The organism is Echinimonas agarilytica, from assembly GCF_023703465.1.
Lineage (GTDB): Bacteria > Pseudomonadota > Gammaproteobacteria > Enterobacterales > Neiellaceae > Echinimonas > Echinimonas agarilytica.
The window spans coordinates 677,386-690,988 of record NZ_JAMQGP010000001.1 but is presented as its reverse complement, the minus strand read 5'-3'; the positions used below and the strand labels follow the sequence as shown (position 1 = coordinate 690,988).

Here is a 13,603-nt window from a genome sequence, read left to right as displayed (position 1 = left end):
TTGATCATCTCGCTTTTAAATCAGAAATTGATATTGCCGCCTAGGCTGGCGACAACATGGTATCTACATTGGATAATTCTGCAAGGTGCAGTAATTGTATTGGGGCATGAGTGAACGACAGTTGAATGTTTTGCAGTTCTGCGTTCATTTTAAGGCGAACAAGCCCCGCTAACCCTGCTCCATCAACGCGATCTACTTGCGACAAGTCAACCACCAAATCGTTGTTAGGAAGCTTGTTCAGGTCGGCCCATATTTTAGGCAGGGTGTGGCGGTCAATATTGCCAATGAGTGTCCAAGCTTGCTCTGAATGTTTGGATAAATTAGTCATTCTGAAAGCCAGAGAGTTCTTCTTCTGCAAGGCCCTTGTTCACTTTTGCATTCAGCTCTGTTGTCACGTAGTCCAAACCATGTTGACGAATAAGTGGTTTGAATTCTTTGTGTTTGGTTTCAACTTGGCTGATCCCTTGAGCGGCTAGATCCCAGACTTTCCAATCACCTGTTTTCTTATTCTCACGGACATAAAAAATGAGCGTAATATCGGGTTTTCCTGCTTCAACGAAACGCGCAGGAATTTGGCCCGGAATTCGAACTTGATCGAACTGAATAACATGACGTGCCGGATCGTACTGCTTAAAAAGAAGTGTAAACGTGCCTACCATGTAGTTTTTAAAGGCATCGGCAAACGCTGCACGCTGCTCTTTTGACGTTTCTCGAATCGCTGGACCAATCACTTTGTACGAAGCCCAGACGTAATCCACATGTGGTAAAAGATCATTCACGACGATGGTTTTGAGTGCATCAGGGTTATCGGCAGGAGAGCCTTCCATTTTTGAAATTTTGTCGAGCGTCTCTGTTGCGACTTGCTGCAACATTGCGGACGGATCTTTGGTGTTCACTTCGGCCACAGCAAACACACTTAAAATACTTAAAATAACAACAGATAACAGACGAACTAAATGCATTTAATCATCACCCTGATTGTATAAAAATTGACCAATCATATCTTCAAGTACCATTGCAGGTTTTGTGTCGTCGATATAATCGCCTTCCTTTAACATAGCAATGTCATCCATCACAAAGCCCGGCGATATGCCAATGTACTGCTCGCCTAACAATCCCGATGTGAGGATTGATGCCGATGAAGTTTCAGCAAGCTGATCGTAGCTAGAGTTAATCCGTAACTCCACAACAGGAGTGTAATATTCTGTTTCAAGGCGAATACTTGCTACACGACCAATGACAACACCGCCAATTTTTACTGGAGCTCGATCTTTCAAACCGCCAATGTTATCAAAGCGCGCAAATACGCTATAAGTGCTTTGCCCCCCAGAGACTCCCCAAGTTGCAACCTTGTAGGATAAAACGGCCAAAGCAGAGATTGCCAACACCACGAATAGTCCAACCGCTATTTCGAGTTTACGTTGCTGTAATTGTTTATTTCTATCCATTACTTAAATATCCAGATTCGCGGCATTAACCAAACATGAGTGCTGTAAGAATAAAATCAAGTCCGAGCACTGTTAACGAAGCCTGTACCACTGTTTCTGTGGTCGCTTTACTAATACCAGCCGAAGTTGGTATTGAATTATAGCCTCTAAAGACGGCTATCCACGTCACCACGACCGCAAACACCACGCTTTTTATTAGCATGCTACCAATGTCTTGCTTCCATTCAACGGCAGCTTGCATCAAAGACCAGTAGCTTCCTATATCCAATCCGAGCCAGTCGACTCCAACCAATTTTCCGCCCCAAATGCCAACCAAAGTAAACGTGATGGCCAGCATTGGCATGCAAATAACCCCCGCCCAAAAGCGCGGAGCAATGATTCTTTTTAATGGGTCGATGGCCATCATTTCTAGGCTGGACAATTGCTCGGTCGCTTTCATCAAGCCTATTTCGGCTGTAAGTGCAGAGCCCGCTCGGCCCGCAAACAGTAGCGCCGTTACAACAGGGCCAAGTTCACGCAACAAACTCAGAGCGACCATAGGCCCAAGGCTTCCCTCTGCACCATAGTCCACCAGTACTTGGTAGCCTTGCAACGCGATGACCATACCAATGAACAAACCCGACACCAGAATAATAAGCAAGGATTGCACGCCCACCACATACATTTGGCGGATTAAGTTGGGCACAAATACGCTCAACTTGGAAATGCCGAAGCACACTTTCAAAAAGGTTAATGTGGCCTTTCCAATCGTGGACAACATACAAAGCGTCCGTGCTCCTATGGCTTGCAACCAATCAAATAGCATTACTAACCATACTCCTTGAGTTGGTGTTCGAGAGAACCTGCCGGATAGTGAAATGGAACAGGCCCGTCTGGATTGCCTTTCAAAAATTGTTGAATTTGCTCTGATGTATCGGCTTGCAATTGCTCTGGCGTTCCCTGACCTATGACCTGCTTGTCGGCCATGATGTAGACGTAATCTGCAATTGAAAGCACTTCATGCACATCATGAGTGACCACAATCGATGTGGTTCCCAATGCTTTGTTGGTGGATTCAATCAAGCTTACTAACACCCCCATGGAAATCGGGTCTTGGCCGGTAAACGGCTCGTCATACATGATCAAGTCAGGATCCATCACTGTTGCGCGCGCTAAAGCGACACGACGCGCCATACCGCCGGATAATTCGTTTGGCATTAAATGAGAGGCTCCACGCAGCCCCACTTGTTCCAACTTCATCATCACTAAGGTATGAATCACTTCTTCGGGCAGTTCAGTGTGTTCTCGCACAGGAAATGCAACATTATCGAACACATCAAGCTCAGTGAACAAGGCACCGCTTTGAAACAACATGCTCATGCGAGTCCGCAGCGCATACAATTCTTTGCGCTTGAGTGCTGGAATATCAACACCATCAAACCATATATGACCGCTATCAGGCTCGAGCTGTCCGCCAATCAAACGCAACAGAGTTGTCTTACCAATGCCACTTGGGCCGAGCACCGCGGTGATTTTACCCTTTGGGATAGTCAGACTAATATTGTCATAGATCAGGCGTTCACCATGGCTGAAATTCAGGTTCTCAATATGGACTAAATGTTCGATGTCCGTGTCGATCATTGGCGCTCTCAAATGCCTCGGTGTTGAAGAAGGGCGAACTATAGCAGAATTGCAGCCATAGCTCACAGGTAATGAAATCAAAATTTCGATGATTGTTATCGAATATGGTGATGTTTTTTACTGCTTTCAATTCGATATAAGATCGCGCAGAATTTACGCCTCTAAATTATATTGGGATATAAATAAAAAAATGTTGCTCGCTACTGCAATGATCATTATCGGCCTCATTCTTCTGGGGTGGTCTGCTGATCGCTTGGTTTACGGCTCTGCTTCAATTGCGCGTAATTTTGGGATTTCACCCTTAATTATCGGCATGACCATCATTGCTATGGGTTCTTCTGCGCCTGAAATGATGGTCTCTGCAACAGCTTCCTTTATGGGACGCCCAGACACTGCCGTTGGCAACGTGCTTGGTTCAAATATCACGAATATTGCGCTCGTATTAGGTGTGACCCTGCTATTCAAGTCACTCTCCATATCCTCAACCATTTTACGCAGAGAAATTCCGCTTCTAATTATAGTGACCGGCCTTTCGGGTTGGATCTTGCACGATGCTTACCTTTCGTTTGTTGAAGGTATCATTTTGCTGCTTGGTTTCATCGGGTTACTCGGCGCTTTACTTCGACTGGGCATGACCAGCCGAGGCGATGACCCATTAGTGCAAGAACAAGCATCGGAAGTGCCCGACGACGTCCCCACAGGAAAAGCTATACTTTGGACCATTGTCGGCTTAATTGTGTTGCCTATCAGTGCCCATATTTTAGTCACCGGCTCAACTGAGGTTGCAAGAGCTTTGGGTATGTCAGATTTAGTCATTGGCCTTACAATTCTAGCCATTGGTACCAGCCTTCCCGAGCTAGCAGCCAGTATTGCAGCGGTCCGCAAAGGTGAAGATGATATGGTCATCGGTAACATTGTTGGATCGAACTTATTCAATATTTTAGCGGTTTTAGGTATTGCCGGCACCATTGCCCCAGCAGAACTTGATCCAGCTGCGTCTGGACGCGATTTATATTCAATGTTGGGTATTACCGGGTTATTAGTGGTGGTAAGTTACGCAGCCGCAAAAGCTAAAGTACTCGGACGCTGGTTCGGTTTTATATTACTTGCCGCATTCATTGCGTATGAGATTTTGCTCTATACATCCGAAGTTAATGTCTAGGATATTTATATGAATAACGATTACATCGCGTGGGCCAAAGAAGTCATTCAAACCGAAGCTGAAGCTGTCAGCGCGCTGGAACATTCATTAGACACTGAGTTTGTTGAAGCCTGTAAATTACTGCTCGCCTGTAAAGGGCGAGTCGTGGTTACGGGCATGGGAAAATCAGGACACATTGGTAACAAAATTGCGGCAACGCTTGCGAGTACAGGCACGCCCGCTTTTTTCGTACACCCTGGTGAAGCCAGTCATGGTGATTTAGGCATGATCACCGCTCAAGATGTTGTCATTGCGATTTCCTATTCAGGAGAAACCGATGAGTTAACCAAGTTGCTGCCCGTGATCAAACGTATTGGCACACAACTGATTGGAATCTCACGTTCCAAAACATCGTCCTTGGGGCAATACTCAGATTGTCACTTGCAAGTGAAGGTCGAGCGCGAAGCCTGCCCGCTCAACTTGGCTCCCACCACAAGCACAACGGCCACATTAGTGCTAGGTGACGCACTGGCCATTGCTCTTTTGCATGCCCGTGGTTTTAGCGCTGAAGATTTTGCATTATCTCATCCAGGCGGAAGTCTGGGCCGTCGCCTGTTGCTCACACTCAAAGAGCTCATGCACGGAGGCGATTCACTTCCTGTGATTCAATCGGGCGAAACGCTCAACTATGCGCTCAAAGAGATGTCTCGTAAACAGCTTGGAATGACTGCCATTGTTGACGCTGACGGGAAGATGATCGGCCTGTTTACAGACGGCGATTTACGACGTGTATTGAATAAAGGTAACGTCGACATTGAATCTGCCATTGATGAAGTGATGACAAAAAATGGCGTCACAGCCCAAGCAGAAATGTTAGCCGCAGAAGCCCTCAAATTGATGGAAGACAAACGAATTAATGGCCTTTTTGTGGTCGACTCTGACGGTCGACCTGTTGGCGCACTTAATATGCAAGATTTACTGCGTTCAGGAGTGCTGTAATGGGCATTTTTCACACCCTTTACGGTTCTTTAGATGGCGCAATTGAAGCACAACTCATACCCATCAAACTTTTAATTTGCGATGTTGACGGCGTTTTTTCAGACGGCCGCATCTATATGGGTAATGATGGAGAAGAACTCAAAACATTTCATACCCGAGACGGTTACGGTGTCAAAGCGCTTCAAGGCACAGGTGTAGATGTCGCTGTGATCACCGGCCGCTCTTCGAACATCGTCTCCGCGCGTATGTCATCGTTAGGAGTCGAGCATCTCTATCAAGGCTGTGATAATAAACTTGAAGCATTTCATCAGATCCTAACCAACACCAAACTCGATGCTCATGAGTGTGCATACATTGGAGACGACCTCATTGACTGGCCCGTCATGGCCGAATGTGGTATGTCGATTTGCGTGGCGGACGGCCACCCTTGGTTGCGCCAACGGGCAAAGTGGACCACACAAACCGCTGGAGGGTTCGGAGCCGTGCGCGAAGTTTGTGATACCATCATGCAAGCACAAGGCACTTTCAACACGACAATGGGACGTAGCATATGAATAGACTGACCTGGGTATCAGGTTTGTTTTTCATCACCTCACTGGTGATCTATGCTTTATTAGATACTGAGGAAAGCGATCCAAAGAAGGCTCTACAATGGGATACCTATGAACCCGATTACATCGCGGAAAACCTATTTAATCGTAATTTTGATAAAACTGGCAAATTAACCAGTACGGTGTTTGGCGAGCGAATGGAATCCTATTCAGCACTCGACATGACCATATTTACTAACCCAGAAGTCACAGTATTTAACGAAGAGTCTGGCGATGACCCCGCTTGGAAAGTCACAGCCAGCGAAGGCAGCTTGTATCAAGCGCTCGATCAATTGCAGCTCAAAGGTTCTGTTACAATTAAAGCAACCGATCCTTTAAGCCAAGTTCAAACAATTACAACACCTTATCTGGTGCTCGAAATTGACTCCAATCAGATGCATACTGATGAGAAAGTCATCGCCCTTGGCCCACACATTGAGATGCAAGGTGTTGGTCTTCAAGCAGATTTAAATAAGCAGGACATAGAAATTCTGCAAGATGTGGAAGCATTTTATGAACAAACTCCAGCGAATTAGTGCCGCAGCATTAATAGCCATATGTCCTTTTTCTTATGCCGTAAAGAGCGACTTCTCTGAACGAGTTGTGATTGAATCAGAGCGGCAAACCATTGATATGAAGTCAAATGTTGTGACGTATATTGGTGATGTCAAAGTGACTCAAGGAACATTGCAGATATTTGCAGATACACTGACTATCTTGAACGCAACCGAAGAAGGCCAACAAGTCTTGGTCGCGAACGGAAAGCCTGCAAATTACAGCCAAATCCTTGATAATGGCAAAGCAATGGATGCTCAAGCGTTGCGAGTTCGATATGAGCTTGGAGAACGTATTTTGTTGCTCACCGGTGAAGCTCAACTAACTCAAGAAGATAGCTTGGTAAAGGGTGACAAGATTCTCTACAACCTTGAACAGCAATTACTCGAAGCAGATAGCAAAGACGATGGCTCTGCTCGCGTGACAACGATCTTCATTCCAGATCAAGTCCAAGAACAACTCGACGACCAAAAGAAATAGTCTGCATGGCATTATTAGAAGCAAAAAATCTCGCAAAGTCTTACAAGCGCCGTCAAGTGGTTAAAGATGTTTCGTTGAAAGTTGAACCAGGGCAAATTGTGGGTCTTCTGGGGCCTAATGGCGCAGGTAAAACCACCACCTTTTATATGGTGGTGGGGCTTGTTCAAGCCGAAAAAGGCATTATTGAGCTCAACGGTGAAGATATTTCCTTGGCGCCCATGCATGAGCGTGCCCGAAAAGGCATCGGCTATTTGCCCCAAGAGTCGTCCATTTTTCGCAAGCTCAGTGTACGCGACAACATTATGGCTATTTTAGAGACGCGCAAAGACCTCTCTACCGAGCAACGAGAGGAAGCTCTCGACTCTTTGCTGGAAGAATTTAATATTGGCCATATTGCCCAAAGCAAAGGCATGAGCCTTTCTGGGGGGGAACGACGCAGAGTTGAAATTGCACGAGCGCTTGCCGCTGAACCCAGTTTTATCTTACTCGATGAGCCTTTTGCCGGTGTCGACCCTATTTCAGTATCGGATATTAAAAAGATCATTGAACACCTCAAAACTCGAGGTTTAGGGATATTAATTACGGATCATAACGTTCGTGAAACACTATCCGTTTGTGAGTACGCTTACATCGTGTCACATGGCGAATTGATTGCGACAGGTTCTCCGGAACAAGTTTTAGCAAATCAACACGTTCGAGATGTGTACTTAGGTGAGCAATTCCAGCTATAGTAGCTTAACGTAACCCACGGATACTGCTCATTTTGCAGCCACCGTTACACAGGAAGAGTCGGAGACTAGATGAAACCATCGCTCCAGCTTAAATTTGGCCAACAGCTGACTATGACGCCGCAATTGCAGCAAGCCATTAGGCTTTTGCAATTGTCGACTTTAGATCTGCAACAGGAAATTCAAGAAGCTTTGGATAGCAATCCACTCCTTGAACAATCCGAAGAAGAAAATTCATCTTCAGCAGATTCAGATGTCAGCTTGGACAGTATTGAAGCAGATAGTAGTACAGTTGATACTGCAGAAGCACTGCAACAAGATTCCATTTCGGAAGAAATGCCTATGGATACAACTTGGGATGAAGTTGTGTCAGCAGCCCCTGTGGCCTCAGCCGCCCCAATGCGTGAGGATGATGAAAGCTTTCAAGGTGAAACCACCGATTCATTGCATGCTCACCTCGAATGGCAGCTTGAATTAACTCCCATGACAGACACAGATCGTGCCATTGCCAGAACTATTCTTGATGGCATTGATGATGCAGGTTATCTCACTGTCACAACAGAAGATATTCTAGAAAGCCAAGGTAATGCAGAAGTTGAATTGGATGAAATTGAAGCCGTTTTAAAACGCATTCAGCTATTTGACCCAATTGGTTCGGGCTCTCGCTCCATCAAAGAATGTTTACTCATTCAATTGCGTCAATTTGGCACCGACACGCCTTGGTTAAAAGAAGCCATGCTAGTGATCAACAACCACATGGACTTACTTGCAAGTCGCGATTACCGCACATTGATGCGCCGAGCGCGACTCAAAGAAGACCAGCTTCGCGAAGTGATGCGCTTGATCCAAAGCCTCAATCCGCGTCCGGGCAGTGCCATTGTGGTCGAAGATAGCCAATACGTCATTCCAGACGTTTCAGTGATGAAGCGCAACGGCGTCTGGCAAGTCGAATTGAATCCAGATGCAGTGCCAAAAATTCGAGTCAATGAGCAGTACGCAGCTATGTCTCGTGGTGCTCGAAACACCTCTGACGGACAATTTATCCGTTCACACATGCAAGAAGCCAAGTGGTTCATTAAAAGCTTAGAAAGCCGTAACGAAACACTTATGAAAGTTTCAAACTGCATTCTGAAACGCCAATACGACTTTTTTGAGTACGGCGATGAAGCCATGAAACCCATGGTTCTCAATGATGTGGCCGAAGAAGTTGGCATGCATGAATCTACTATTTCGCGCGTGACCACGCAGAAGTATATGCACACGCCACGCGGTATATTTGAACTCAAATACTTCTTCTCCAGCCATGTGAGCACTGAAAGTGGTGGCGAATGCTCGTCCACTGCTATTCGCGCATTGATTAAAAAGCTGGTCGCAGCAGAAAACCCGGCAAAGCCATTAAGCGATAGTAAAATGGCTGAGCTACTCTCGGATCAAGGAATTAATGTGGCTCGCCGAACGATTGCTAAATATCGTGAAGCGCTCAATATTCCGCCATCCAACCAAAGAAAAAGTCTTTTGTAACAACAAGTACTGAGTGAGGAAACACGCCTATGCAACTAAACTTAACCGGTCATCATGTTGATATTACTCCTCCTTTACGTGACTATGTCACAGAGAAGCTGGCCAAATTAGAGCGCCACTTCGACAACATCACAAACGTCCATGTGGTGTTGAATGTCGAAAAACTTCGCCAGATTGCAGAAGCAACCGTTCACCTCTCGGGAGCGGAAATATTTGCGAACGCTGAAAGCGAAAGTATGTATGCGGCGATAGACTCGTTAGTCGACAAGCTCGACCGGCAGGTTATTCGCCACAAGGAAAAATTGCAGAAGCATTAATCATGAACATGCGAAGTATCCTGTCCAAGGACTGCACTTTCAGTGCAGTCCAATGTAGTAGCAAAAAGCGAGCACTTGAAATCGTAAGTGAAATCGCAGCGAAGCATCTCCAAGGACTCACCGAAAACGAAATTTTCGAGCGCTTTTTAGCACGCGAAAAACTAGGCAGTACCGGCATTGGAAATGGCATAGCCATTCCGCACGGCAGACTCCCGTCTGACGCCAGCAACGTCGCTATATTGGTTCAATTTGAATCCCCAATCGAATTCGACGCCATTGATAAAAAGCCAGTCGATATTATGTTTGCGATGCTGGTGCCCGAGCAAGACTGCAAACACCATCTCAAAACTCTTGCTTTAGTCGCTGAAAAATTAGGTCAAAAAAATACCTTAAAACAGCTCAGATGTGCCTCTAGTGCTGAAGACCTATATCAGGTTATTATCAACGCATAATCATTTATTAAAGTGCACTCTTACATGAAGCTCACCGTCGTTAGTGGTCGTTCAGGAGCAGGGAAATCTATTGCGCTCAGGGTTCTCGAAGATCTCGGGTACTATTGCGTTGACAATTTACCCATCGAACTTCTGAAGCCTTGGATCACCATGCAGCACAACCAGCACGAGAACGTTGCTGTGAGCTTAGACATGAGGAACTTGCCGAACGATCGTGCTCAGATCGAGCAATTGCTTAAAGTTCTTAAAACAGCCGTTCCCACCACTATTTTATATCTCGATGCCGATGACTCGATTCTATTGCGACGTTATTCTGAAACACGGCGCCGTCACCCGCTTACAAAAAATGAGCTTACACTGGCTGATGCAGTTGCCGCAGAGACATCTTGGTTAGAGCCGGTTCGAGAGCAAGCCGACCTATTTTTAGACACCAGCCACTCCACTATTTACGATTTTAGCGCAACACTTCGCGAACGCTTATCGGGCACATCAAAGGCTCCACTGGTGTTGGTCTTTGAATCATTTGGTTTTAAACACGGCACTCCCAACGATGCTGACTTCGTGTTTGATGTGCGCTTCTTACCCAACCCTTATTGGGAGCCGGGTTTACGTTCATATACCGGCAACGATCAGCCCGTCATTGAATTTTTTGACCAGCACAGCAATGTAGAAGCCTTTATCGCTCAGGTCGAAAGTAATCTCAAAGACTGGCTCCCCCAACTTGAAAAGAATGATCGGAGTTACGTGACCGTGGCAATTGGCTGTACTGGCGGATGCCACCGCTCAGTTCATATCGCCAACCGCCTTGCGGATTTATTTAGATCATCGTATCAGGTGCAACTACGCCATCGTAACCTTCAATATAAAAAGACTTCAGTATGATTTTAACTCGCTCACTGCTCATCCAAAACAAACTCGGGTTGCATGCGCGTGCAGCTACTAAGCTAGCTACTCTCGCACGGGACTATGAGGCAGAAGTCATGATCTCTCATGGTGACAAAAGCGCCTCCGCAGGGAGCGTAATGAGCTTGTTACTACTGCAAACGTGCCAAGGGCAGTCGGTGCAAGTCAGCGCAGAGGGTGATGATGCAGCCGCAGCACTGGACGCAGTCGAGAACCTCATCAACAATTTCTTCGATGAGGGTGAATAATCCCCTCTAATTGGCATACCTTTTGTGTGGCATATCAAGATGATTCGTTTAAACTGTAAGCCTTCTTATGACTCGGTGCGCGGGAATCAATTAATATGCCTCAAATTCTCGAACAAGAACAAACTCACAGCCGTTTAAAGGCTGTTAATGACGCTCTCAATGGCGGCATGTTTGTCCACGTGCGCCGAATGCTTCACTCCCTTCCGGCTTACGATGTTGCACTCTTATTAGAATCATCAACGCCTTCTGCACGTCCTGTTCTCTGGCAATTAATCGATCCAGACCAGCACGGTGAGATCCTTGAAGAGCTAGCGGAAGATATTAAAGACAGCATTATTCGGGAAATGGAGCCCGAACATGTTGCCGAAGCCATCGAAGGTATGGAAAGCGATGATCTCGCTTACGTCCTTGGTAGCCTTCCGGAATCGGTATTTCAGCAAGTCTTAAGCTCGATGGATGAGCAAGACCGTCATCGCGTCGAACAAGCACTCTCTTATGAAGAAGACAGCGCTGGCGCCATGATGAACACGGATGTCATTACCCTGCGCCCAGATGTCTCTGTGGATGTAGTTTTGCGCTATCTTCGGCTGCGCGGCCAGTTGCCAGAAGGCACCGATAAACTCTACGTGGTAGACAAACAAGACAAACTCTTGGGCGAAGTTTCACTCGCACTGCTCGTTAGTAGCCAGTCAGAACTCGAAATTTCGGAGATTCTTGAGGTGGACGTAGCCCCCCTCTCGGCTGAACAGCACGACTCTGAAGTAGCACAACACTTTGAGCGTCACGACCTCATTTCGGCCCCTGTGGTAGACGGCAACGGCTGCCTATTAGGCCGTATTACTGTCGATGACGTCGTTGACGTCATCCGTGAGGACGCAGAGCACTCATTAATGAGCATGGCGGGCCTAGACGATGAAGAAGATACCTTTGCACCGGCTTTAAAAAGTACCAAGCGACGCTCAGTATGGCTTGGCCTAAACGTATGTGCAGCGCTTCTAGCAGCTTCGGTATCGAATATGTTCGAAGATATTTTGTCGCAGCTTGCCACCGTCGCTATTCTCATGACTATTGTGCCGAGCATGGGGGGGGTGGCTGCCAATCAAACCCTTACTCTGGTGATTCGCGGTATCGCTTTAGGTCACGTGGGCGACAGCAACGCCCGCTGGTTATTGGGTAAAGAGGCCCTTGTGGGATTCATGAACGGTATGCTTTGGGCATTTACCCTGGCCGCAGTGGTGACCGTTTGGAAAGGCGATTGGCATTTAGGTGTCGTCATTGCCGTGGCCATGTTTGTCAATATGCTCATGGCCGGCATCGCTGGGGTCATGGTGCCACTAACACTAAAGCGGCTTAAAATTGATCCCGCACTTGCAGGAAGTATGATGGTCACGACATTTACTGACATCATCGGCCTCCTATCATTCTTAGGCACAGCCACCGTCATGTTGCGTTAAATGCAAATTACTCAAGAAGAACGAGATTCGGTTTATAAAACTATTTTTGCGCGCCGTGACGTGCGCAGAGAATTCCTGCCTGACGCCATCCCAGATGATGTATTAAAGCGCGTTTTAACGGCGGCTCATCATGCGCCGAGTGTGGGCTATATGCAGCCGTGGGATTTCGTATTAGTGCGCTCTGACCAAACGAAGGCGCGCATCAAGAGCAGCTACCTTCAAGCGCACCAACAAGCCACCGAAATGTTCGCTTCCGACAAAAAAGAGACCTATCAAAAGCTAAAACTCGAAGGCATTATGGAAGCCCCTTTGGGAATATGCGTTACCTGCGATAGAAGCCGTAATGGCCCGGTTGTGATTGGTACAACAGCTAAGCCCGACATGGACTTGTACAGCACCGTATGTGCCATTCAAAACCTCTGGTTAGCAGCGCGAGCGGAAAATTTAGGGGTGGGATGGGTGAGTATTTTGCATGATGATGTTCTGTACGACACGCTGAATATTCCGCAAGATATTAGTATTGTCGCGTATTTATGCGTGGGTTATGTGTCTCAATTTAATGACAAACCCGAATTGGAAAAACTCGGTTGGTTACCTAGACGCCCCATAGACGACGTCATTCATGTAGACACGTGGCAACCGACTCCCAAAGAGCCTTAAAACTCTTTCAGAGATTTTTGCCAAAATAACGCTTCACCGGCGCCATCTTGTAGCTGATAAGCTTCAAAACCGAACTTTTGGTAAGCATTTTTGGCAGGACCATTTTTCGATAGAACTTCCAACGTTATCTTACAGCAGCCCTTTTTGCGCGCAATTGCCTCCACCTCATCAAGTAACAACTGACTAATTTGTTGGCCTCTATAGTCAGGCACGACCGCTAGATCATGAATATTCACTAAAGGTTGTGCAGCAAATGTTGAAAAGGCTTCGAAACAATTGGCAAAACCTGCTGGCTTTCCATCCACATAAGCCAAGACTGAAAAAGCATAAGGCCTGGATGCAAGCTCTTTGACCAGAGTTAATTTAACGTGCTCAGAGATATCTTCACCACCGCCCATAGGGTCACACGCATAGGCACTAAGAAGCGCGACTAAATCGGCGCCTTGTTGAGCATCCTGATAATCAACTTTTTGCACTTCAACCATGA

General features: G+C 46.6%; 19 protein-coding genes. 13 read left to right on the top strand and 6 right to left on the bottom strand.

Annotated elements, in window-relative coordinates; all coding sequences use genetic code 11:
* Positions 1–40: 40 nt before the first annotated feature.
* The 5 genes from NAF29_RS02915 to NAF29_RS02895 are packed head-to-tail and all read right to left on the bottom strand — an operon-like array spanning position 41 to position 3,053.
* A complete protein-coding gene (locus NAF29_RS02915) occupies positions 41–328 on the bottom strand; it encodes an STAS domain-containing protein (protein ID WP_251259985.1) in 288 nt (95 codons plus the stop codon).
* Positions 321–962 (bottom strand): MlaC/ttg2D family ABC transporter substrate-binding protein, encoded by a 642-nt coding sequence (locus NAF29_RS02910; protein WP_251259984.1) that lies wholly within the window; start codon positions 960–962, stop codon positions 321–323. Before NAF29_RS02910 ends, NAF29_RS02915 begins: the two co-directional genes overlap by 8 nt.
* The gene (gene mlaD / locus NAF29_RS02905) at positions 963–1,448 is read right to left on the bottom strand and encodes an outer membrane lipid asymmetry maintenance protein MlaD (protein ID WP_251259983.1); all 486 of its coding nucleotides are present in this window, start codon (positions 1,446–1,448) and stop codon (positions 963–965) included. It abuts the gene before it with no gap.
* 25 nt (positions 1,449–1,473) lie between these two features.
* Positions 1,474–2,253 carry a lipid asymmetry maintenance ABC transporter permease subunit MlaE gene (mlaE, locus tag NAF29_RS02900; RefSeq protein ID WP_251259982.1) on the bottom strand — a complete coding sequence of 260 codons (780 nt, stop codon included), beginning with the start codon at positions 2,251–2,253 and terminating at the stop codon, positions 1,474–1,476.
* A gap of 2 nt (positions 2,254–2,255) precedes the next feature.
* On the bottom strand, positions 2,256–3,053 hold the full coding sequence (locus tag NAF29_RS02895; protein WP_349665551.1) for an ATP-binding cassette domain-containing protein: 798 nt from the start codon (positions 3,051–3,053) through the stop codon (positions 2,256–2,258).
* 205 nt (positions 3,054–3,258) lie between these two features.
* Here NAF29_RS02895 and NAF29_RS02890 point away from each other — a divergent pair, with 205 nt between their 5' ends.
* The 13 genes from NAF29_RS02890 (at position 3,259) to bluB (ending at position 13,116) form a co-directional block, all read left to right on the top strand.
* Complete coding sequence (locus NAF29_RS02890; RefSeq protein ID WP_251259980.1) at positions 3,259–4,230, top strand: calcium/sodium antiporter; 972 nt, start codon at positions 3,259–3,261, stop codon at positions 4,228–4,230.
* A gap of 9 nt (positions 4,231–4,239) precedes the next feature.
* Positions 4,240–5,208 (top strand): KpsF/GutQ family sugar-phosphate isomerase, encoded by a 969-nt coding sequence (locus NAF29_RS02885; RefSeq protein ID WP_251259979.1) that lies wholly within the window; start codon positions 4,240–4,242, stop codon positions 5,206–5,208.
* Entirely contained in the window at positions 5,208–5,762 is a 555-nt protein-coding gene (kdsC, locus tag NAF29_RS02880) for a 3-deoxy-manno-octulosonate-8-phosphatase KdsC (protein WP_251259978.1), read from the top strand. Before NAF29_RS02885 ends, kdsC begins: the two co-directional genes overlap by 1 nt.
* Complete coding sequence (lptC, locus tag NAF29_RS02875; RefSeq protein WP_251259977.1) at positions 5,759–6,334, top strand: LPS export ABC transporter periplasmic protein LptC; 576 nt, start codon at positions 5,759–5,761, stop codon at positions 6,332–6,334. Before kdsC ends, lptC begins: the two co-directional genes overlap by 4 nt.
* Positions 6,312–6,833 carry a lipopolysaccharide transport periplasmic protein LptA gene (gene lptA / locus NAF29_RS02870; RefSeq protein WP_251259976.1) on the top strand — a complete coding sequence of 174 codons (522 nt, stop codon included), beginning with the start codon at positions 6,312–6,314 and terminating at the stop codon, positions 6,831–6,833. Before lptC ends, lptA begins: the two co-directional genes overlap by 23 nt.
* A 5-nt stretch (positions 6,834–6,838) precedes the next feature.
* The gene (gene lptB, locus NAF29_RS02865) at positions 6,839–7,564 is read left to right on the top strand and encodes an LPS export ABC transporter ATP-binding protein (RefSeq protein WP_251259975.1); all 726 of its coding nucleotides are present in this window, start codon (positions 6,839–6,841) and stop codon (positions 7,562–7,564) included.
* Between the two features lie 69 nt (positions 7,565–7,633).
* Positions 7,634–9,082, top strand: coding sequence for an RNA polymerase factor sigma-54 (locus NAF29_RS02860; RefSeq protein WP_251259974.1), 1,449 nt, complete (start codon positions 7,634–7,636; stop codon positions 9,080–9,082).
* A gap of 29 nt (positions 9,083–9,111) precedes the next feature.
* Complete coding sequence (hpf, locus tag NAF29_RS02855) at positions 9,112–9,399, top strand: ribosome hibernation promoting factor (protein WP_251259973.1); 288 nt, start codon at positions 9,112–9,114, stop codon at positions 9,397–9,399.
* Between the two features lie 2 nt (positions 9,400–9,401).
* A complete protein-coding gene (gene ptsN, locus NAF29_RS02850; protein WP_251259972.1) occupies positions 9,402–9,851 on the top strand; it encodes a PTS IIA-like nitrogen regulatory protein PtsN in 450 nt (149 codons plus the stop codon).
* Positions 9,852–9,875: 24 nt separating this feature from the next.
* On the top strand, positions 9,876–10,733 hold the full coding sequence (rapZ, locus tag NAF29_RS02845) for an RNase adapter RapZ (protein ID WP_251259971.1): 858 nt from the start codon (positions 9,876–9,878) through the stop codon (positions 10,731–10,733).
* Complete coding sequence (locus tag NAF29_RS02840; RefSeq protein ID WP_251259970.1) at positions 10,730–11,002, top strand: HPr family phosphocarrier protein; 273 nt, start codon at positions 10,730–10,732, stop codon at positions 11,000–11,002. The genes rapZ and NAF29_RS02840 overlap by 4 nt, the downstream gene beginning before the upstream one ends.
* A 95-nt stretch (positions 11,003–11,097) precedes the next feature.
* Positions 11,098–12,456, top strand: coding sequence for a magnesium transporter (gene mgtE / locus NAF29_RS02835; RefSeq protein ID WP_251259969.1), 1,359 nt, complete (start codon positions 11,098–11,100; stop codon positions 12,454–12,456).
* A complete protein-coding gene (gene bluB / locus NAF29_RS02830; protein ID WP_251259968.1) occupies positions 12,457–13,116 on the top strand; it encodes a 5,6-dimethylbenzimidazole synthase in 660 nt (219 codons plus the stop codon).
* On the opposite strand, the gene NAF29_RS02825 is transcribed toward bluB, so the two are convergent.
* The gene (locus tag NAF29_RS02825) at positions 13,113–13,601 is read right to left on the bottom strand and encodes a GNAT family N-acetyltransferase (RefSeq protein WP_251259967.1); all 489 of its coding nucleotides are present in this window, start codon (positions 13,599–13,601) and stop codon (positions 13,113–13,115) included. The two genes, bluB and NAF29_RS02825, sit on opposite strands and share 4 nt — an antisense overlap.
* Positions 13,602–13,603 lie beyond the last annotated feature (2 nt).